Source organism: Streptococcus sp. VTCC 12886, from assembly GCF_049893425.1.
Taxonomy (GTDB): domain Bacteria; phylum Bacillota; class Bacilli; order Lactobacillales; family Streptococcaceae; genus Streptococcus; species Streptococcus suis_AA.
This window is the reverse complement of sequence record NZ_JBMVJB010000002.1, coordinates 76,694-96,450: the sequence shown is the minus strand read 5'-3', so window position 1 is coordinate 96,450 and position 19,757 is coordinate 76,694. Positions and strand designations below refer to the sequence as shown.

The window sequence follows — 19,757 nt, the reverse complement described above, 5'->3', positions numbered from 1 at the left end:
TCCTAATCCCCAAATACCTAATAATATCCACCAAAACACCTTACTCACCCCCTTTTAGTTCTTTTAAGCGTTGGACCTTGGTCCATTCGGATAAGACGCCATTAAAGACGTATTCCGCTATCGTTTCTGATTTATCCGCAAACCTCATATTCTCTAAAGCGTACTGATAACGATGATCAAAATAAATCATGGCATAATCACTAGCAGCCTGCGAAAGACCAACTTGTCTCAACTGGTCATGAACCAGTCCCCAAATGTAATCTCTGTCATATCTTGTGACTTGCTCCACCTTACGTTGAAATTTGTCATTGTCACATTTCTTACTTGTTAGACTTTCTTTCTCCTCGTCGTCCTCAATGACTGACTCACTCTCTTTAGTTTCACTCATATCAGTCTCACTAACTTCAGTCTCACTAGTGGCTGAATTTAAGACTGGCCCCGGCTGATTTTGATACCCCCCTAGTGTTTTTTGAACACCACCCCCGTCTGAATTTGAGACTGGGGTAGGTTCATGTTCCAACTCACCTAAGTAAATTTTATTCGCCAAACGTCCTTTTTCACTGGAAGATTGTTGGACTTCATCTATCAAACCATACTCTCGTAAGGTTTTCTTAATCGTCAATAATTTTGACTTGGAACAGCCAAGTAGTGCCATGAGTTTGGAGTTGGAATAGACCAAATAAATAGCTCCATCTTCATCTATCCACCCTCTACTTAATGACAATTCCAAACGGTCTTTTAGAACAGCATAAGCAACCTTAACTTCTAGTTTCATATCCTTGTAGCGTTCGCTCTCAAATAAGAGTTTTGGGAGCTTATAATAACGCTCTGACGTTTGATAGTGATTTGCGGTGATACGTTTCATGATTGTCCCTCCAGCACTAACAGACCAACATTTCCCATGTCATCAAACTGGATTAAGCCAGACTCTTCCATCTCACCAACTATCCATGTCGCTTTCTCAATATCGATTCCCATGATAGCCATGAGATGACACATCACAATTTGTCGTGATGACTGTTCATTCTTTTGCATGATTTTCCTCCTGAGAATAAAAAAAGCGAGAACACTTATTAAAATGTTCTCGTTTAGTTAATTTACTACTGACGTATCTATTTTTTATCTACGCAGTCGACATCCAAACAGACGTTCACATCAATGTACTTTTTTTGCACCTTTTTTATGTCAAAATCACTCTTTTCAATAAAGACAAAATGCTTGAAAAAGTGCTTAAAATAAAGGATTTTTACCCTTTGCTTCGTTGTAGCAACACTACGCACTCGACGTGGTGCGTATTTGGAAATAAATCTGTCGGCTGTACTTTGGTTAATCGATACCCTAACTCTTCATAGAGCTTTACATCACGCGCCATCGTGGCTACATTACAGGAAATGTAGACAATTTTTTCAGGCTCAACAGATGCACTGGCACGGATAAAACTATCCGTCAAACCTTTTCTTGGCGGATCAACAAAGATAACAGTCGGTTTAATGCCAGCCATCACCCATTTTTTCATCGCCGATTCAGCGCTATCACAAACGTAGGTAACATTCTCAATACCATTTCTAGCAGCATTTTTCTGGCTATCAAGGACAGCCTTTTCAACCATTTCCACTCCATAAACATGCTGGACTTGTCTTGCAAAAGATAGACCGATCGTCCCGATACCAGAATAGGCATCAATTACAAGATCATCTGCCGATAGTTCAGCAAAGTCAATAGCCGTTTGATATAGTTTTTCAGCCATTTCAGTATTGACTTGATAGAAAGAAGGGGCTGAAATTTCAAATTCATTGCCCAACATCGTATCAACTATTGTTTCACTACCGTACAAGAGGCGGAAATCTTGACCGAATATCGCATTGGTGTTCTGATCGTTGATATTCTGAATTACAGAGACAAGATTCGGAAACTGACTGGTCAAGCGTTCGATTAAGGTTTCAATACGAAAAATCTTTGGCCTGGTTGTCACGATGATCAACATGAGTTGCCCTGAATAATGGCCACGACGAACGACAATGTTTCTGACCAGACCAGTTTGTTCTATTTCATCGTAAGGCTTTAAATCCAGTTGACGCATAAGATTACGAGTAGCCAAAATCAAGGCATCAATTTCCTTGTGCTGAATATAAAAATCTTCAATTGGCACTAAATCGTGAGAATTTTTTCGGAAAAAGCCTGTTTCTAATTGGCCGTTGACACGACGGACAGGCACAGCTGCCTTGTTACGGTAAGCCACAGGATGATTCATCCCGATTGTATCGTTCACCTCAATATTTGAGATACCTGCAATCTTTCTCAAACTAGTTTCAACTTGCTTTCTCTTAAATTCAAGTTGAGCAGCATAATTCAAATGACCCAAATCAGCAATACCTGTTCTTAAATAGGTCAAATCAAGGCTCTGATTGCGATTTGGTGAAAAGCTCAGCCATTCTTCCACCTTACCAAACCCAATATTTTTCTTCAGTTTTAAAATTTTCATCCGAATATTTTCACCCGGTAGAGCATTGTCTACAAAAAAGACAAATCCGTCTAATTTTGCGACACCTTGTCCCTCATGGGTCAGGTCAATTATTTCTACTTCAACAATATCATTTTTCTTAAACATAGTTCTACTTTCTATTTTGGGCACTAAAAAAGTGACCGAAGTCACTTCTAGTATACCATATTTCCTAACGCAAGCCCAATTCTGCTAAGCGTTGTTGATAATTATCAAAATCAATTCGTAAAGCCATACCACCAAACATATCATAATCATCAATCCAATCTCCATTTTCAGGGATGGTCATTCGTTCAATACCATTTGCGGCATCTAAAACAATGCCAGGACCTTGTAACCACATAAAACTTTGTGGAACTGTTGTAGGCGTCATTGCGACAACTTTCCCTATTGCCTCAGAACCAGAAAATAGTTTCATTGGATTTTTTGCCTGTGACATGACGGCTGACAACACCTGCTGCTGACGTCTAGTTCGACCAAAGTCCCCCTCATCATCGTAACGATAACGGGCATAGTTTAAAAGTGTTTTTCCGTCCATCTGTTGCACGCCTACTTGAATAGTCTGGTAGGCAGGTGCGTTCTCCTCAAGTCCTAAGTCATTAGGAACTTCAACAGAACTGACTTCTTCTCCATCAATTGTAGAGAACTGCGCGTCTATTGTAACTCCCTCAGGGAAAAGTGTATCAATTGTGGTAGCAAATGTTGCAAAATCAACCATTGCATAATATTGAATATCAATGTCAAAATTATCCTTTAAGGTCTTACGTACTTGTTCAGCACCCTGTTGATTATCTTGCTCACCTAGGGTATAGGCGTTATTTAATTTGTATTCGTAACCATCAATATTCACCAAGGTATCACGCATGAAACTGACGAGTTTAACCTTATTGTCCTTATTATTGACGTTCAAGACCATTATGGTATCGGTACGGGTTTCATCAGAATTTTCACCAAGGCGCCCATCAGTCCCCAAAATCAGGATGTTTGTTCCATCAGCTGTCTTTACACCATTAAATACTTCGGCAACTGGTTTCTCGCTAACGCTGTTCATACCTTTGAAAAAATTATAGCCCATCGCTCCAATGACAAACAAGAAAGCAAGAATCAAATAAAAGAAAAATCGTTTCAACCGACCGCGTTTTCTAGGTTTTTTCTGTTTTTTCAACTTGATTTTAGGTGCTGTTTTTTCTGGTTGTATCCGCTTTTGGGGCTGCTTTCTGCTTCTTGATCTACGTTCAGGATACTGAGGTAGGATAGATTCCTGTTCAATATCATCATCAAAGTAATCACTCTCAAAATCATCCTCATAAGCAGATCCTACATGACGTGTCTTCGGTTGTTGAGGAGCTGCATGACGATCTCTAAGCTCTTTTTTATACAGTAAATACTCTAATTCACGACTCTCTTTTTCGTTTAAATAGTGGATATTTTTTTGTAAATAATCTAACCTCAATTGTTCATGATGGGTTAGGATACTATCATTATTATTCATTTGTCTCATTTCATCCTAGCTGGTCATATAAACCAGGTAATTCCCTAGTATTTTACATGATATTCCTAAACTAGTCAATTCATCTTGTGAATAAGCTAGCAATTCATCGGATTGATGATCAATATCTAATATGAAAAAATACTCTCCCAGTGCTGTTTTTAAAGGACGACTTTCTATTTTTGTTAGGTTAATCCCGCGCCATGAAAAAACAGACATTGCTTTATAGAGGGCACCCGGTAAATTATCTGGCAAGGTCAGTGCTAAGCTAACTTTTTGTGCCACCTTTCTCAACTGTATATCTGGAGCTACTGTTCCCAAGATCCAAAAGCGGGTAAAGTTTTCACTAATTTCCTGGATATCTTGTCCAATCACCACCAAACCATACTCATCTGCAGCAGCATGAGGAGCAATGGCAGCGAATGGTTGGTCCGCATGTTCAGCGACAAATCGAGCCGCGTAAGCAGTACTTGCCGTAACTTCAATCCGAGCCTGAGGAAAATGCTCCTGAATGTATTTTTTCCCCTGAGCAATAGCTTGAGGATGGGAATAAATCACTTCAATTGATTTATGTGCATCGGTTGCCAATAACTGCTGAGCAATTGGTTGAACGATTTCTGCAACTGCATGTATTTCTGCCTGATGAAAAAGATAGTCTATGGTCTCATGAACACTTCCTTCAATCGAGTTTTCTACTGGAATGACGGAATAGGTAACTTGTCCATTTTCATAAGCTTTAATCACTTCTGTAATCGTTCCGAAGGCCTTCAAATCAGCAGTAGGAAATGCCTCCTGGGCAACTTGATGGGTGAAGGAACCACGAGGTCCCAAATAGGCTACTTGCATAGAATTTTCCTTGCTACTTGTTCTGGACGTACATGATCTGTATCAATAACTGTTGTTGCCAATCCTTGATAAAGTGACATCCGTTCTTGATAAATGGCTTTAAATTCATCTTTGCTATGTTGCAAAAAGAGTGGCCTTGGAGATTGATCATCCATGCTAATTCTCTGATAAGCAACCTCAAAGGAGGCTGTAAGAAGTACATTATTATCCTTATTTTCCAGCAATAACTTCCTGTTTACTTCAGATTTTACAACACCACCACCCGTTGAAACAATGCAATCTGCTGGTAATGTTAATAAGTCTTTTAGCACCTCGGTCTCAATCTGTCGAAAAGCCGTTTCTCCCTTCAGACTAAAATAATCAGCGATTGACATACCAATCCGTTCCTCTATGATCTGGTCCATATCATAGACTGGGAGTTCTAACAAACTGGCAGTTGTAGTTTTCCCAACCCCCATAAATCCTAGCAATACGATTGGCATATTTACTCCTAATCAATCAAACTATTTAAGTGTTCAAAGAAAGCAGGGTAGCTTGTATTGATCGCTTCCGCTCTCTCTAACACAACTTCTCCATTTTTAGCCAACAATGCAGCGATAGCTGTCATCATACCAATACGATGATCACCAAAGGTATTGACAGTAGCACCATGTAAAGATGTTGGTCCATGAATAATCATACCATCCTCAGTCGGCTCAATATTCGCACCCATGCTATTCAAAGCATCCGCAACAACTTGAATTCGATCTGTTTCTTTAACCTTGAGTTCTTCAGCATCCCGAATCACAGTTGTACCATTTACTTGAGTTGCTAATAAGGCGATAATAGGCAATTCATCAATTAAACGTGGAATTAATTCACCACCAATTTCTGTGGCATGTAGTTCTGAATATTCAACTGTAATGGTGGCAGATTTAGCGAGTTCATCAACATTCGACAAGGTCATTTTCCCGCCCATGGCCTTAATGACATCTAAAATTCCTGTACGCGTCTCGTTAATACCAACATTTTCTAGCGTAATCTTTGATCCTGGAACAACCAACCCAGCAACCAACCAGAATGCTGCACTTGAAATGTCACCTGGAACTGTGATTTCTTGCGGTGTAAACTCCTGACCACCTTGAATGCGAATTTCTTTTCCATGAACATCCAATTGCCCACCAAATTGAACAATCATATCTTCCGTATGATTTCGTGTCAGCTCCTTCTCAACTATGACGGATTCCCCATCTGCCTGTAAGGCAGCAAATAGCAGAGCTGACTTAACTTGAGCTGAAGCTACAGGAAGTTTGTAATGAATCGGTTTTAAATGCTTACTACCTTTTATTGTTAAAGGTGGCAAATCACGGTCAGTTTGTCCTGAAATCTCCACACCCATTTGACTGAGTGGGACAGTTACACGATCCATTGGACGTTTGGACAGAGAATCATCACCAAACATGGTTGCCTCGAAGTCCTGACCAGCTAAAACACCTGATATCAAGCGAATCGATGTTCCCGAATTTCCCATGTCCAAATCATTTTTGGGAGCCTGAAAGCCATCAAAACCAACACCATGAATCTCCACAGTGTCCCCTTTATCTTCAATTTCAACTCCAAGATCACGGAAAACTTGCATAGTCGATAGGACATCTTCTCCTCGAAGAATATCGTGAACTGTTGTGACACCCTTAGCCAAGCTACCAAAAATAATCGAACGGTGACTGATTGATTTATCACCTGGAACACGAATGGTCCCCTTTAATTGCTCTACATTGCTTCTTAATCTCATATCCTTACCTCAAAATAGTTTCATTCCCATTTTACCATATTTACAGAATATTTTCTGATTTTTTTGACAATTCGTAGGAAAAATACGATTATTCGTGATTTAAAACAAACGTTAAAATGTATTTATTGAAGCTAATGCTAATCAAGTATATTTTTATCGGTTTTAGACATCGTTTACCAAACTACATGTTTAAACCTTCATTTCGAAATCAATTCAAAATCGGTCAGTATCTCAGATTTTCATAATCTAGAAAGGAAATATTCTGAATTTGCTGTAAATTTACCGCAGATTCACTAATCTATATTTAAAAATCGTCAGAATAATGATATAATTAGGAAATCTACTAATGAAAGAGGAAGAACTATTGTTTACACCAATCAGCGAAAAAATTAATATCGAACAGGTTCGAGAACATTCTAAATTAGCACCTGAAACACTTGCAAAAAAACAAGCACGAGACCGTGAGCTAGAAGCAATTCTCAAAGGTGAAGACGATCGTCTATTATTGGTCATCGGTCCATGTTCATCTGATAATGAGGAAGCTGTTCTTGATTATGCGCATCGCTTGGCTAAACTCCAAGAGGAAGTCAAGGATAAAATCTTCATGGTCATGCGTGTATATACTGCCAAACCACGTACTAATGGGGATGGCTACAAGGGACTCATGCATCAGCCTGATACAGATGCCGCCCCTAGTCTTATTAATGGAATTAAAGCCGTTCGTAACCTGCACTATCGTGTGATTACGGAAACTGGTTTAACGACTGCTGACGAAATGCTGTATCCTGAAAATCTCCCGCTTGTAGATGATCTAGTTTCCTATATTGCGATTGGTGCTCGCTCTGTTGAAAACCAGCAACACCGCTTTGTTGCTTCTGGTATTGATGTTCCAACAGGCTTGAAAAATCCAACATCTGGAAACCTAAAAGTTATGTTTAATGGAATCTTTGCAGCTCAGAAAAAGCAGTCCTTCCTTTTCAATAATACGGAAGTTGAAACTTCTGGTAACCCACTTGCCCATGTTATTCTCCGCGGGGCAGTGAACGAAAATGGAAAATACCTGCCGAACTACTACTATGATAACCTTTTGGAAACGATTGAGATTTATCAACAATTCGGCTTAAAAAATCCATTTATTTTGATTGATACAAACCATGATAACTCTGGTAAAAACTATTTAGAACAAATACGAATCGTACGCCAAACCTTGATCAACCGAGACTGGAACGAGTCCATCCGCAACTATGTACGTGGATTTATGATTGAATCCTATATTGAGGACGGTCGTCAGGACAATCCAGACATTTATGGCAAATCAATCACTGATCCATGTTTAGGATGGGAAAAAACACAAGAATTAATCCAAGAAATATATAACAGATAGGAAATAATGATGGGAATACATAGAAAAAGTACTAGTATTGATGTAGAACAAATTAAAGAACTTTCAAAACTTGAAGGCGAATTTTTAGTAGCAAAAAACCAGCGTGATGAAGAACTAAAACGAGTGATTAGAGGTGAAGATCAACGTTTTCTCCTCGTCATCGGACCTTGCTCTTCTGATAATGAAGATGCTGTTTTAGATTATGCACACCGTTTGTCAAAACTCCAGGAAGAGGTTAAAGATAAAATCTTTATCGTTATGCGAGTCTATACTGCAAAACCGCGTACAAATGGTGAGGGATACAAGGGTTTGATGCATCAACCAGATACCTCTAAGCTACCTGATTTAATTAATGGTATTGCTGCTGTACGTCATCTGCATTACCGTGTTATTACTGAGACAGGTTTGACAACGGCGGACGAAATGCTCTATTCCGCAAATTATCCTTTGGTAGAAGATTTGGTATCTTATCATGCCATCGGAGCTCGCTCCGTCGAAGACCAAGAACACCGTTTCGTTGCTTCTGGAATCGATATGCCTACAGGCATGAAAAACCCGACTTCAGGTAATTTGACTGTCATGTTCAATGGTATCTATGCTACACAAAATAAACAAAATTTTATCTACCGAGATGCGGAAGTTTATACAGACGGCAATCCACTTGCCCACGCTATTCTTCGCGGTGCCAATACTGAAAAAGGTGGTTATGAACCGAACTACTACTATGACATTCTTTTGAAAACCATCAAGCAATATGAGCAATTTGGTCTTGAAAATCCATTCATTGTCATCGATACTAACCATGATAATTCTGGTAAAAATTACTTGGAGCAAATTCGCATCGTTCGCCAAACGCTTATTAATCGTGATTGGAACGAATCCATTCGTAAATACGTCCGTGGTTTCATGATTGAATCCTACTTAGAAGACGGCCGTCAAGATAGCCCCGAAGTCTATGGCAAGTCCATCACTGATCCTTGCTTGGGATGGGAAAAAACCGAAGCACTCATCCGTGAAATTCATCAGACACTATAATTATTTTACAATTGCAAAGCATGATTGATTAGAATTGGAGACATTTTGTGAATATTGATGGATATACTCGCCTAGCAGCTGTAGTTGCAAAGCCAATAAAACATTCCATTTCACCCTTCATCCACAATCTTGCTTTTGAGGAAACGGGTGTAAATGGAGTCTACCTAGCATGGGAAATTCCAGAAGATGATCTAGCAGTCACACTTGAAAATATCAAACGATATAACATGTTTGGAATTAATCTTTCCATGCCTTATAAACAGGCTGTAATACCCTACCTAGATGATTTAACAGAGTCTGCTCGCTTGATTGGTGCCGTTAATACTGTTCTTCATCAAGACGGCCTGCTTATTGGTCACAATACAGACGGCATCGGATTTTTTAAAAGTTTGGAAACTCTTAGAGCATTCCATGTAAGAAACAAACGGCTGACAATCTTAGGTGGAGGTGGTGCTTCAACTGCCATTATCGCCCAAGCTGCAATAGATGGCGCAAAGGAAATCACCATTTTTTGTCGCCCACAAAGTGTGGAAAGGACTGTTGTAACAGTCCAAACTATTGCACAATCTACTGGAGTTTCCCTACAAGTACTCCCCAACAATGATAGCTACTTACTCGCAGAGCACATAAACAATTCAGACTTACTCATCAATGGAACCAGTGTGGGAATGGATGGCACTTCCCTACCACTCCCAGCTACCATTCGTTTTCCAGAGGAACTATTGGTCGCGGATGTGATATATCAACCATTTGAAACACCTTTATTGAAAATGGCAAATTCACAAGGAAATCCCACCATCAACGGTCTGGGTATGCTACTCTTTCAAGCAGCGGAAGCCTTTGAACTCTGGACGGGAAAAGAAATGCCGACAGATTTGATTCGGCAACTATTAGTACAGAAATACGATATCAAATAGAGAGGAACGGGTATGAAACTAACTGTTAACCTTCCCCACAATCCATATGACATCCTCATTGAAAGAGGTAGCTTGTCACAGGTTGGTTCCTGGGTCAAAGGACTCTGGAACCCTCAAAAAATTGCCATCATTACAGATGACCTGGTTGGTAGACTGTATACTCAAACGGTTCAAGCTAGTTTAGAACAAGCTGGTTTTGACACTATTGTATTTGAATTTCCAGAAGGTGAAGCATCAAAAAATCTTGAAACTGTTTATCAAGCCTACGAATTTCTCGTAAAAAACGGGATGACACGGAGTGATGGAATTTTAGCTCTTGGTGGTGGTGTGGTTGGAGATTTAGCTGGCTACGTTGCTTCAACTTATATGCGGGGTATTCATTTTCTCCAGGTTCCAACGAGTCTAACTGCCCAAGTTGATTCTTCAATTGGTGGGAAAACTGGCGTGAATACACCATTCGCTAAGAATATGGTCGGTAGCTTCTACCAACCTGATGGCGTCCTCATTGACCCTAATACCCTAAAAACACTTGGCAAACGTGAATTGATTGAAGGAATGGGCGAAGTCGTTAAATATGGCTTGATCGATGATGTGGAACTCTGGGATACACTTGACCGATTAGATGGATCTGTAGAAAGTATTTTGGAGAATGCCGACTATATCATCTACCACTCCTGCGAAGTTAAACGCAAGGTTGTAGTCGAAGATGAGTTGGACAATGGAGTCCGCTTATATCTAAACTTTGGACACACAATCGGTCATGCGATTGAAGCTACCGCTGGCTATGGTCAAGTCATGCACGGTGAAGCTGTCGCTATCGGAATGGTTCAAATCTCACGTGCTTCTGAGAAAAAAGGATTGATGCCAGCAGGTATAACTGAAAAAATTATCGCTATGTGTGAGAAGTTTGGTTTGCCAACTGCACATCAACCATGGAATAGCGAGGAATTATATACAGCCTTAACTCACGATAAGAAAGCAAGAGGAAAAACTATTAAGCTTGTTATCGTGCCACAGCTTGGACAGGCTGCAATCCATCACATTCCATTAGAAGAAATGAGAGAGTTCTTGCAATAGAACATATAACAAAAGGCTACTGAGTTGAAGCAATAAACTCAGTAGCCTTTTTTTTACAATATCATATCATCATCAGTCAATTTTTCGCCACTATTCTGGTAGAAAAGATTCATCAAGTCTTGAACAGTTAAGTTCTTCTTCTCTTCACCCTCAACATCAACAACGATTTGACCACGATGCAACATCACTAATCGATTGCCATATACAATAGCGTTTTCCATATTGTGCGTAATCATCAACGCCGTTAATTGGTGTCCTTCAACGATTTTCTTCGTCAATTCCATTACCATATCACTGGTTTTTGGATCTAGGGCAGCAGTATGTTCATCTAGCAAGAGTACCTTGGGCTTAACAAGTGAAGCCATCATCAAAGTCAAAGCTTGACGTTGGCCACCTGAAAGAAATTGAGTATCAACTTTCATACGGTTTTCCAATCCGAGACCAAGCTCTTTCAATGCTTCCTTAAAAATAGCACGTTCACTATCTTTTACACCCCAACCGAGACCACGTGATAATCCACGACGATAAGCAATGGCCATGTTTTCTTCAATAGTTAGGCGAGAAGCAGTTCCCATCTTCGGATCTTGGAAAACACGGCTAATGTCCTTAGAACGTTTTGCAGCTGAGACATGCTTGATGGATTTCCCTTCAAGTAAAATATCACCCGAATCAACCGTTAGTGCTCCAGCAAGTGAGTTCATAAATGTTGACTTACCAGCACCATTACCACCGATAATAGAGATAAAGTCTCCTTCTTTCACATCTAAGCTTAACCCACGAAGAACATGATTTTCATTGACAGTCCCTGCTTCGAAGGTTTTATGAATATTTTCTATTGATAAAATTGTTGTCATTATTTCCTCCTAAGCATGTCCATTTAATTTGGGACGACGAATATTGAGTTTCTTCTGTAATTCAGGTACATAAAGTACAGTTGCCAATAGAATTGCAGAGAAGAGTTTAACAAGGTCCGCATCCATCCCAGGTATTTCCAAAATCGCAAGAATAATCAAGCGGTATACGACTGCACCCAGTACAACTGACAGCAATCTCCAACCCAAACGGAGATTCCGTAATATGACTTCAGCAATAATGACAGATGCCAAACCGATAACGATAGTACCCGTACCAGAGTTAAGATCTGCATAACCATTATTTTGGGTCAACAAGGCACCACAGAGAGCAATTAACCCATTTGACATCATATAGCCATAGATTTTCATTCTGTCTACGTTAATGCCATTTGCTTCACTCATTGGAATATTATCCCCTGTTGAACGAATAGCCAAACCAATTTGTGTATTGAGTAAAAGCGTTAACACTCCGACAACTGCTAAAACAAAGATGATACCAATCACCAGTACAGCATTCGTTTTAGTCAAACCAAAATCCTGCAATTGAGTGACCAAGGTCTCCTGCTTAAGCAAAGCCACATTGGCCTTATCTAATATTTTCAAGTTAATCGAATAAAGACCTGTCAAGGTGACAATACCTGTCAAGAGAGCAGGAATTTTTAACTTTGTGTGGAGTAAGCCAGAAATTAATCCAGCTCCCATACCAGCTATCATTGCAAGAAAAGTTGCAAGGAAAGGGTTTAGACCATTTACAATTCCTGTTGCACAAACAGCGGCTCCAAGGGGATAAGATCCCTCTGCTGTCATATCTGCGATATCCAAAATACGAAAAGTCAAGTAAACACCAATCGCCATGACTGACCAAAGCAAGCCTTGCGAAATACTCGATAAAATAATATCCACGATTTTCTCCTTTGTAGGTTATTGAAGAATCTCTCTTCTTGCACCGTTTACTCAGATACAGAAAGTTTGCTAGTATCAATTCCGAGTTGTTTGGCAATGTCCTCATTTACATGAAGACTAACTGTTTCAGGGTATTCCACTGCGGTTTCAGAAACATCCGCACCTTCAATAATTTTGATTGCCATTTTTGCGGTTTGACGTCCTAGAGCCTCATAATTAGTACCATAAGTTAGTAAACCACCTTCATCCACCATATCTGTTGAACCACCGATAACTGGTATTTGATGCTCAACAGACAATTCACCAATCATGGTCATTGTTGAGGCAATAGTGTTATCAGTTGGAACAAAAATAGCATCTACATCCTTCATCAAGCTTGTAGTGGCATCTTGCACTTCATTTGTTGAAGTGATTCCCTTTACAACCACCTTATAGCCCGCTTTTTCAAATAATTGTTTAGCTTGTTCTACTTGAACCTCAGAGTTCCGCTCGCTAGTGGTATATAGGATACCAACTGTTTTCGCATCTGGAACTGCCTGTCCTAGCAATTCAACTTGTTTATCAATTGGAGCTTGGTCGGAAGTTCCTGTCAAGAGTCCCCCTGGTTTTTCAATAGATTCTACCAAATCCGCTGATAATGGATCCGTAACGGCAGTGAATAGGATGGGAGTTTCAGTTGATACGGTTGCCAAACTTTGTGCAGCAGGTGTTGCAATAGCTAACACAATATCATTTCCATCGATTAATTGTTCTGATATAGTTTGTAGGTTTGCTTGATCACCTTGTGCATTCTGATAATCTAAGACTAATTTTTCTCCTTCTTTGTAGCCGTTCGCCTCTAACTCTGCGACAAACCCTTCACGCGCTGCAGTCAAGGATTCATGTTCCATATATTGTAGAATCCCAACTTTAACCGTTTCAGAAGAAGATTTGTCTGAACTTGCGGAAGAGCAAGCTACAAGCGTCAAAATTCCTACACTAACCAGGGAAATCGCAGCTATTTTTTTCATGAATTTAGTTTTCATCATATGATACTCCTATCTTTCCAACTTTTATTTTTCCAATGCTTTAATGGTTTCAGCATCAAAACCGAGTGCTGTCGCCATTTCTTCATTCACAGTAACAGCAGCTGTATTTGGTTTTTCAACTGGCAAGTCAGCTGGCTTATCACCTTTCAAGATTTTCACAGCTAGTTCGCCAGCCTGTACACCAATTGCATGATAGTCAACTCCATAAGTAAATAGAGTAGCATCAATAACTGCGGCATCACTTCCCATTGCTGGAACCTTTGCTTCTTGTAAAATTTCACCAATCGTTGAAGCAGTTGAAGCAACTGTATTATCTGTCGGGAGATAGATAGCATCGACCTTAGCAGCCAGAGAGGTCATTGTTTGTTGAACGTCATTTGTTGAAGTAACAGTTGCTACCTCTACTTTGACTCCTTTCGCTTCAAGGGCTTGTTTAGCTTGGTCAGCTTGCACCTCAGAATTAACTTCACTTGAATTGTAGAAGATACCAACCGTTTTAGCTGAAGGAACCACTTTAAGTAACATGTCAATCTGCCCTTCTACATCTGTTGCATCAGTAGATCCTGTCATAGAACCGCCGGGTGCATCCAAACTTTCAACCAGTCCTGCTTCAACTGGATCCGTTACAGCTGTAAACACACTTGGTGTTTCACCATCCGCATTTAACAATGCTTGGGCAGCAGGTGTTGCAATTGCAAAGTTCAAATCATTTTTCCCTGCAAGCTGTCCTACCATTGTTTGTAAATTGGCTTGATCTCCTTGGGAATTTTGTAAATCAATTGTCAGATTCTCGCCTTCCTTGTATCCCGCATCTTCCAATGCTTCTATAAATCCTTCACGAGCTGACGTTAATGCCTCATGATCTGCATATTGGATAATACCAACCCGAACTGATCCAGAATCTTCACTATTAGAACTACATGCTGCCAATGTTAGCGCTGATAGTGCAACAACCGAGCTAAGAATAATTTTTTTAAATCTAAACACTTCAATCTCCTTTAAATGTATAAGTAGTTAAGCCAAAAAGAAAGGGACCGTCTAGAAGATGACATTCTAAACGACCCCAATGCTTCAACTGTATAGTAAAAACAGACTGAACAACTCGCGCCATTTAGATGTATTCATCTATGAGGCACACGTCAAAATGACTACAGCCACATAGATACAAACTTTACGTTCCCGTGTTTGCATCCATGTCTTCCATGTCTACAAACACTATCTAAAATAGCTGTAGAAATATGTACGAGTAACTGTTTGTTTTCGACACATACGTGGCATATCTGTTTTCCTTTCATTTTTTGATTTGTAACTATGATAACTGTTTTAAAATCATTTGTCAATAGATAATTGCGTAAATTTTCAGATTTTTCAATAAAATTCATACAATTGATGAAATTCTAAAAATAAACGACTACTTGAGCCGTTTATTGAAGCAATTCATTTAATGGTTTAAAGATAATCCGTTCCAAATCTGCCACATAGGTTCCTAATTGTTGTTGCTTCGTAAAATACTCTGTCAAAAATGGATTGGCTTGAACCTTTTTATTGAAATCAACCATTTTCTTTTGGTCAGCTTCAGTTGGAATTTCACCTGCTTGCAATTTTTCCTGAATACCTTTTTGGAAAGAAATATAGTCATCTAGGGTACTTTTAGCTTCTGCATTCGCTTCAACAGATACTTTCACTGCTTCTACTGCCTTATATTCCGGTAGATTGCGAATAGCGCGCTCCAATTGATTGGCAATATCATAGATATTTGTGGTCATAAACAACCTCCTAATTTAAGTATATTTGATAAGAAGTCTGCGCAGTTAAACGTTTTGCAGCTTCATCTAAATGTTCCTTATTTTTAAATGTGATCTGTAAGATACCATATGTGTCTTCACGGTTCTCTTCGTTAATACGAATATTTACGATAGAGATTCCTCTCAGGACCTCTAAAACTTTTAGAACAGAGTCCTCTTCGTCAGGCACATTGATAAATATATCGAAAAATGAATCAACACCACCACGCTTATGGATTTCCATCTCTTTACGTGTTTGACTACCTCTAGCAAAAAAGTCCCAAATATCATCCTGTCGTTTTTCTATTAAAAGTTGACTAATATAAGTTAGGCGATCTTTAAAATCTTCTATACGTTCAATAATTGGCTCTGCATTTGTCATCAAGATACTCGTCCACATACCTGGTTCACTCTCTGCAATTCGAGTCATATCTCGAAATCCACCTGCTGCAAAGTTATTTGTAAAGGGGTGTTCTAAGGCATAATCACCCGCCTGATTCATCAGGGTTGAAGCTAGCACATGGGGAAAATGCGATATTTGACTCGTTACAAGATCATGTTCCCGGGCATCAATCTGTACGAATCGCGCACCAGTTCCCGAAAGGAGGTCAGTTAGTCTAGGAACTGCATCTGCCTGGGTCAATGAACAAGGTGTCATAATGTAATATGCATTTTCAAATAATAAAACATCTCCAGCTTCCGCACCAGATTTATGACTACCAGCCATTGGATGACTTCCGATAAAGTTTATTCTTTTTTCTGAGAGATAAGCCTCCGCAGCTTGAATAATCTCTGTTTTTGTGGAACCAGCATCTGTCACCAATACGTTTGGTTTTAAATCGATTTGTCCTAACTGTTTGATAAACTCAATGGTTTGCTGAATTGGAACGCATAAAATGATAACATCTGCACGACCCGCAAATAGTAAGAAATCATCAGTCGCCTCATCTACCATATTTCTTTGTAAAGCTATATGACGAGATTTTTCTCCTCGATTATAACCAAGTATGGTGTAATCTGGATGGTGTTTTCGTATACCGAGTGCTAGAGAGCCACCGATTAGACCGAGACCGGCAATATATACTGTCTTAGTCATCTTATCACCTAGAAATTCTTAACATAGTCACGGTGGCTAGCAACAGCAGCTTTTAATTCCTCTAAATTATCTGAAGAGAATTTTTCCAACATTTCATTTGCAATAACCGTTGCAACAACAGATTCCATCACAACACCCGCAGCAGGTAGAGCTGTTGGATCCGAGCGCTCTACAGTAGCTTTATAAGGCTCGTGAGTATCAATATCGACTGACATAAGCGGTTTGTAAAGGGTTGGAATTGGTTTCATCACCCCTCTGATAATTAATGGTTGACCGTTTGTCATACCACCTTCAAAACCACCCAAATGGTTTGTCCGTCGAGTATAGCCATCCTCTTCTGTCCAAAGTATTTCGTCCATTACTTGACTACCTTGGAGATAGCCAGTTTTAAAACCAAGACCAAATTCGGCACCTTTAAAGGCATTAATTGACACAACAGCCTGTGCTAGTTTTGCATCTAGTTTCCGGTCCCATTGTACATAGGAACCCAAACCAGCTGGAACACCGCCAACGATTGTTTCAACGACTCCACCAATCGTATCACCATCACGTTTCACTTGGTCAATGTAAGCCTTGATTTCCTCTTCACGCTCTTGATTGACAATGGAAACTTCTGATGCGGCCGCGCGGTCACGAATCTGAGCAACAGTTAATCCATCTGGTACATCAATTTCTTTCCCACCAAAAACAACAACATGATTTGCAATCTCAATATCAAGTTCTTCCAAAATACGTTTTGCAACAGCCCCAACTGCCACTCTCATTGTGGTTTCACGGGCACTTGAACGCTCTAAAGAGTTTCGTAAATCACTAAAACGGTATTTCATCCCACCGACCAAATCGGCATGTCCTGGACGTGGGTGTTTTATGCGACGCTTGCTTTTGAGTTTCTCTTCAATATCCTCAACAGCCATAATATCCAACCACTTCTGATGATCCTTGTTTGTTACATTAAGAGTGATTGGTGCACCTGTTGTTTTACCATGACGAACTCCAGCAGTAATTTCCACACGGTCCGTTTCAATTTGCATACGACTTCCTCGACCATAACCACCTTGACGGCGTTTCAAGTCTTTATTAATATCTTCAGCTGTTAAAGGAAGACCTGCTGGAACTCCCTCTATGATGGCTGTTAAACGTGGGCCATGCGACTCGCCTGCTGTTAAATACCTCATACTAGTTCTCCAATATATCTAAAAATTTTCGTGTATTTGCCAATGAGATCTGGCCAGGGGCAGAAGCTTCATCTAAACTTGCAAAAGTCCAACTTGAACCCGTTACAAATCCTGATATCCGAGATAATTTTCCTAATGCCCCCATTGAAATTGTAGCAAACTCTTGCTCAGAATTCAATGTTTTAAACCCACGAGTATAATTCATCACATCAAGTACATCCTGCTCGGAGTTTGCCATAACAGCAATTTTCACAACCGCAGGAGATAAACGTGTAAGCTCAGAAATGATTTCCAAATAATTGGAAGGTGTTTCCTTGAAATTGTGGTAACTTAAAACTAAGTTAGGGAAATCCAACATCTGATCAAATACAGACTGATAAGAATAGTACTCAAAATCAATATAGTCTGGTTGGTAAATTGCTGCAACTTCCTTAATTAGATTGACATATTCTTGATCTTCTAAATCTAGGTGTCCACCCTCACGTGTGGTTCGAAGCGTAAATAATACCTCTTTACCATTACATAATTCAAAAACGGCAGGTGCAACTTTCAATATCTCAGCTTTTGGAAGAAAATCAGCTCTCCATTCAACAATGTCAGCTTCAGATAATCGTTCTCTATCAATTGCTTCTATTTCTTCTAAATTTTTAGGCATTATTGGAACAACAATTTTCATTTTTGCACCTGTATCGTAAAGACCTTAAGGTAATTACTACTTTCATCATTTTTATTAACTGTAAAATCGTTTGGCAAGCGATAAGTTTGTAAAAAGCGATACTTAACTTTTCCAAGTCCCTTCTGAACTTGCTGTTTAAACTTGTCTATCGAAATGTTTGCAGCATTGGTTGAGGCAATAATCATGCCATCTGAATGTAAGATTTCAAGTGATTGTTCAATCAGTTTGTAATAATCTTTCGACACTGTGAATGTATGCTTTTTATTTCGAGCAAAGCTAGGTGGATCCAGAATGATCATATCAAACTTCAATCCCTTTCTCTTTGCATAATTAAAATATTCAAAAACATCCATTACAACGAATTGATGGTGATCAAGAGGTAAACCATTTGCCATAAAATGAGCTTTAGATAGATCACGTGATCGTTTCGCCAAATCAACTGAGACAGTCTCACTCGCCCCACCCATAGCTGCCGCAACCGAAAAAGCAGCTGTATATGAAAACATATTTAGCACTTTTTTACCGCTAGCAAGTCCATCAACCAGTGAAGCTCTAACATCATGTTGATCCAAGAAAATTCCAGTCATCAATCCGTCATTTAAAAATACCTGATAAGCAACACCATTTTCGTTAACAGTGAATGTATCCGGGGCCTGATCTCCATACAGGAAATTAGAATCTCTTAATTCTGATTGAAAACGAATTTTCTCGTAAGCTCCAACTACCTCAGGAAATACAATTTGAAAGGCCTCAATAACTAACTGCCTAATGGAATAGACAAAAGTATTATACCAAGAAAAAACAGCGTAATCTCCATATAAATCAATTGTCAATCCACCAAAACCGTCACCATCTTGATTAAATAAGCGAAAAGCTGTTGTCAAATTTGAATGGTAGAACGGCTGGCGTACTGTTTTTGCCTTTTTAAAGAGATTAGTAAAAAAATCTACAGACAATGCTATTTTATTACGACTAAAAAGCCAACCAATTCCCTTATTTTGTGGAGACAAGTAAGCCTCGCCTAAATATCTTCTACTCTTAGAAAACAAGGACACTTGACCATCAGGTAGGTTTTGGTTTTCCTTGAAATCTGAACTGTCTAAAAGGCTGATTCCTTTATTAATCTTTTTTTCTACAATGGTACTAACTATTATTTTCATACATTTTCTATTATATCATGAATTAAACTATATGCCAAAAAAACTCGTATTATTGCAGTTTT

The 19,757-nt window shown here is 39.3% G+C and carries 20 protein-coding genes; 4 read left to right on the top strand and 16 right to left on the bottom strand.

All coding sequences use genetic code 11. The features are described 5' to 3' along the window. Positions 1-40 precede the first annotated feature (40 nt). The 7 genes from ACPC57_RS01175 to aroA form a co-directional block, all read right to left on the bottom strand. Entirely contained in the window at positions 41-865 is an 825-nt protein-coding gene (locus ACPC57_RS01175) for a replication initiator protein A (protein WP_434066123.1), read from the bottom strand. Beyond that, positions 862-1,035: a hypothetical protein gene (locus ACPC57_RS01170; protein ID WP_006738653.1), complete on the bottom strand. Its 174-nt coding sequence runs from the start codon at positions 1,033-1,035 to the stop codon at positions 862-864. The genes ACPC57_RS01175 and ACPC57_RS01170 overlap by 4 nt, the downstream gene beginning before the upstream one ends. A 211-nt stretch (positions 1,036-1,246) precedes the next feature. After that, positions 1,247-2,608 (bottom strand): 23S rRNA (uracil(1939)-C(5))-methyltransferase RlmD, encoded by a 1,362-nt coding sequence (gene rlmD / locus ACPC57_RS01165; protein ID WP_434066122.1) that lies wholly within the window; start codon positions 2,606-2,608, stop codon positions 1,247-1,249. Positions 2,609-2,672: 64 nt separating this feature from the next. Next, positions 2,673-3,992 carry an LCP family protein gene (locus ACPC57_RS01160; protein ID WP_434066121.1) on the bottom strand — a complete coding sequence of 440 codons (1,320 nt, stop codon included), beginning with the start codon at positions 3,990-3,992 and terminating at the stop codon, positions 2,673-2,675. Between the two features lie 15 nt (positions 3,993-4,007). Next, positions 4,008-4,835 carry a prephenate dehydratase gene (pheA, locus tag ACPC57_RS01155; protein ID WP_289648929.1) on the bottom strand — a complete coding sequence of 276 codons (828 nt, stop codon included), beginning with the start codon at positions 4,833-4,835 and terminating at the stop codon, positions 4,008-4,010. Next, the gene (locus tag ACPC57_RS01150; protein ID WP_434066120.1) at positions 4,826-5,317 is read right to left on the bottom strand and encodes a shikimate kinase; all 492 of its coding nucleotides are present in this window, start codon (positions 5,315-5,317) and stop codon (positions 4,826-4,828) included. Before ACPC57_RS01150 ends, pheA begins: the two co-directional genes overlap by 10 nt. An 8-nt stretch (positions 5,318-5,325) precedes the next feature. Next, positions 5,326-6,606, bottom strand: coding sequence for a 3-phosphoshikimate 1-carboxyvinyltransferase (aroA, locus tag ACPC57_RS01145; RefSeq protein ID WP_434066119.1), 1,281 nt, complete (start codon positions 6,604-6,606; stop codon positions 5,326-5,328). Positions 6,607-6,952: 346 nt separating this feature from the next. Here aroA and ACPC57_RS01140 point away from each other — a divergent pair, with 346 nt between their 5' ends. From ACPC57_RS01140 to aroB, 4 genes are read left to right on the top strand one after another with little or no spacing between them, the layout of a single operon-like run. Then, positions 6,953-7,990 carry a 3-deoxy-7-phosphoheptulonate synthase gene (locus ACPC57_RS01140; RefSeq protein ID WP_277836682.1) on the top strand — a complete coding sequence of 346 codons (1,038 nt, stop codon included), beginning with the start codon at positions 6,953-6,955 and terminating at the stop codon, positions 7,988-7,990. A gap of 9 nt (positions 7,991-7,999) precedes the next feature. Continuing rightward, on the top strand, positions 8,000-9,025 hold the full coding sequence (locus ACPC57_RS01135; RefSeq protein ID WP_274504922.1) for a 3-deoxy-7-phosphoheptulonate synthase: 1,026 nt from the start codon (positions 8,000-8,002) through the stop codon (positions 9,023-9,025). Positions 9,026-9,072: 47 nt separating this feature from the next. Further along, entirely contained in the window at positions 9,073-9,942 is an 870-nt protein-coding gene (locus tag ACPC57_RS01130) for a shikimate dehydrogenase (protein WP_434066118.1), read from the top strand. A gap of 12 nt (positions 9,943-9,954) precedes the next feature. Next, positions 9,955-11,019, top strand: a complete 1,065-nt coding sequence (gene aroB, locus ACPC57_RS01125; RefSeq protein ID WP_217374972.1) for a 3-dehydroquinate synthase — start codon at positions 9,955-9,957, stop codon at positions 11,017-11,019. Between the two features lie 53 nt (positions 11,020-11,072). Here aroB and ACPC57_RS01120 read toward each other — a convergent pair whose 3' ends face one another. The 9 genes from ACPC57_RS01120 to ACPC57_RS01080 all read right to left on the bottom strand — a co-directional run bounded on the left by ACPC57_RS01120 (position 11,073) and on the right by ACPC57_RS01080 (position 19,695). Continuing rightward, entirely contained in the window at positions 11,073-11,873 is an 801-nt protein-coding gene (locus ACPC57_RS01120) for an ABC transporter ATP-binding protein (protein WP_277843473.1), read from the bottom strand. Between the two features lie 9 nt (positions 11,874-11,882). Next, the gene (locus tag ACPC57_RS01115; RefSeq protein WP_434066117.1) at positions 11,883-12,776 is read right to left on the bottom strand and encodes an ABC transporter permease; all 894 of its coding nucleotides are present in this window, start codon (positions 12,774-12,776) and stop codon (positions 11,883-11,885) included. A 47-nt stretch (positions 12,777-12,823) separates the two neighbouring features. Next, positions 12,824-13,801, bottom strand: a complete 978-nt coding sequence (locus ACPC57_RS01110; protein WP_217375154.1) for an ABC transporter substrate-binding protein — start codon at positions 13,799-13,801, stop codon at positions 12,824-12,826. Positions 13,802-13,828: 27 nt separating this feature from the next. Then, the gene (locus ACPC57_RS01105) at positions 13,829-14,791 is read right to left on the bottom strand and encodes an ABC transporter substrate-binding protein (RefSeq protein WP_434066116.1); all 963 of its coding nucleotides are present in this window, start codon (positions 14,789-14,791) and stop codon (positions 13,829-13,831) included. A 437-nt stretch (positions 14,792-15,228) separates the two neighbouring features. After that, positions 15,229-15,570, bottom strand: a complete 342-nt coding sequence (locus ACPC57_RS01100) for a YlbF/YmcA family competence regulator (protein ID WP_434066115.1) — start codon at positions 15,568-15,570, stop codon at positions 15,229-15,231. A 10-nt stretch (positions 15,571-15,580) separates the two neighbouring features. Further along, complete coding sequence (locus ACPC57_RS01095) at positions 15,581-16,684, bottom strand: prephenate dehydrogenase (RefSeq protein ID WP_217374969.1); 1,104 nt, start codon at positions 16,682-16,684, stop codon at positions 15,581-15,583. 8 nt (positions 16,685-16,692) lie between these two features. Beyond that, positions 16,693-17,859: a chorismate synthase gene (gene aroC, locus ACPC57_RS01090; protein ID WP_217374968.1), complete on the bottom strand. Its 1,167-nt coding sequence runs from the start codon at positions 17,857-17,859 to the stop codon at positions 16,693-16,695. Position 17,860: 1 nt separating this feature from the next. Continuing rightward, a complete protein-coding gene (gene aroD, locus ACPC57_RS01085; RefSeq protein WP_434066114.1) occupies positions 17,861-18,535 on the bottom strand; it encodes a type I 3-dehydroquinate dehydratase in 675 nt (224 codons plus the stop codon). After that, complete coding sequence (locus tag ACPC57_RS01080) at positions 18,532-19,695, bottom strand: class I SAM-dependent rRNA methyltransferase (RefSeq protein WP_434065802.1); 1,164 nt, start codon at positions 19,693-19,695, stop codon at positions 18,532-18,534. Before ACPC57_RS01080 ends, aroD begins: the two co-directional genes overlap by 4 nt. Positions 19,696-19,757 lie beyond the last annotated feature (62 nt).

What these genes read in the sequence shown, in the direction of transcription:
- ACPC57_RS01095 (WP_217374969.1), bottom strand. Translation starts at nt 16,684, where the DNA reads ATGACTAAGACAGTATATATTGCCGGTCTCGGTCTAATCGGTGGCTCT.
- ACPC57_RS01160 (WP_434066121.1), bottom strand. Translation starts at nt 3,992, where the DNA reads ATGAATAATAATGATAGTATCCTAACCCATCATGAACAATTGAGGTTA.
- aroD (WP_434066114.1), bottom strand. Translation starts at nt 18,535, where the DNA reads ATGAAAATTGTTGTTCCAATAATGCCTAAAAATTTAGAAGAAATAGAA.
- ACPC57_RS01170 (WP_006738653.1), bottom strand. Translation starts at nt 1,035, where the DNA reads ATGCAAAAGAATGAACAGTCATCACGACAAATTGTGATGTGTCATCTC.
- ACPC57_RS01100 (WP_434066115.1), bottom strand. Translation starts at nt 15,570, where the DNA reads ATGACCACAAATATCTATGATATTGCCAATCAATTGGAGCGCGCTATT.
- aroA (WP_434066119.1), bottom strand. Translation starts at nt 6,606, where the DNA reads ATGAGATTAAGAAGCAATGTAGAGCAATTAAAGGGGACCATTCGTGTT.
- ACPC57_RS01175 (WP_434066123.1), bottom strand. Translation starts at nt 865, where the DNA reads ATGAAACGTATCACCGCAAATCACTATCAAACGTCAGAGCGTTATTAT.
- ACPC57_RS01110 (WP_217375154.1), bottom strand. Translation starts at nt 13,801, where the DNA reads ATGAAAACTAAATTCATGAAAAAAATAGCTGCGATTTCCCTGGTTAGT.
- ACPC57_RS01135 (WP_274504922.1), top strand. Translation starts at nt 8,000, where the DNA reads ATGGGAATACATAGAAAAAGTACTAGTATTGATGTAGAACAAATTAAA.
- pheA (WP_289648929.1), bottom strand. Translation starts at nt 4,835, where the DNA reads ATGCAAGTAGCCTATTTGGGACCTCGTGGTTCCTTCACCCATCAAGTT.
- rlmD (WP_434066122.1), bottom strand. Translation starts at nt 2,608, where the DNA reads ATGTTTAAGAAAAATGATATTGTTGAAGTAGAAATAATTGACCTGACC.
- ACPC57_RS01150 (WP_434066120.1), bottom strand. Translation starts at nt 5,317, where the DNA reads ATGCCAATCGTATTGCTAGGATTTATGGGGGTTGGGAAAACTACAACT.
- ACPC57_RS01080 (WP_434065802.1), bottom strand. Translation starts at nt 19,695, where the DNA reads ATGAAAATAATAGTTAGTACCATTGTAGAAAAAAAGATTAATAAAGGA.
- ACPC57_RS01140 (WP_277836682.1), top strand. Translation starts at nt 6,953, where the DNA reads ATGAAAGAGGAAGAACTATTGTTTACACCAATCAGCGAAAAAATTAAT.
- ACPC57_RS01120 (WP_277843473.1), bottom strand. Translation starts at nt 11,873, where the DNA reads ATGACAACAATTTTATCAATAGAAAATATTCATAAAACCTTCGAAGCA.
- aroC (WP_217374968.1), bottom strand. Translation starts at nt 17,859, where the DNA reads ATGAGGTATTTAACAGCAGGCGAGTCGCATGGCCCACGTTTAACAGCC.
- aroB (WP_217374972.1), top strand. Translation starts at nt 9,955, where the DNA reads ATGAAACTAACTGTTAACCTTCCCCACAATCCATATGACATCCTCATT.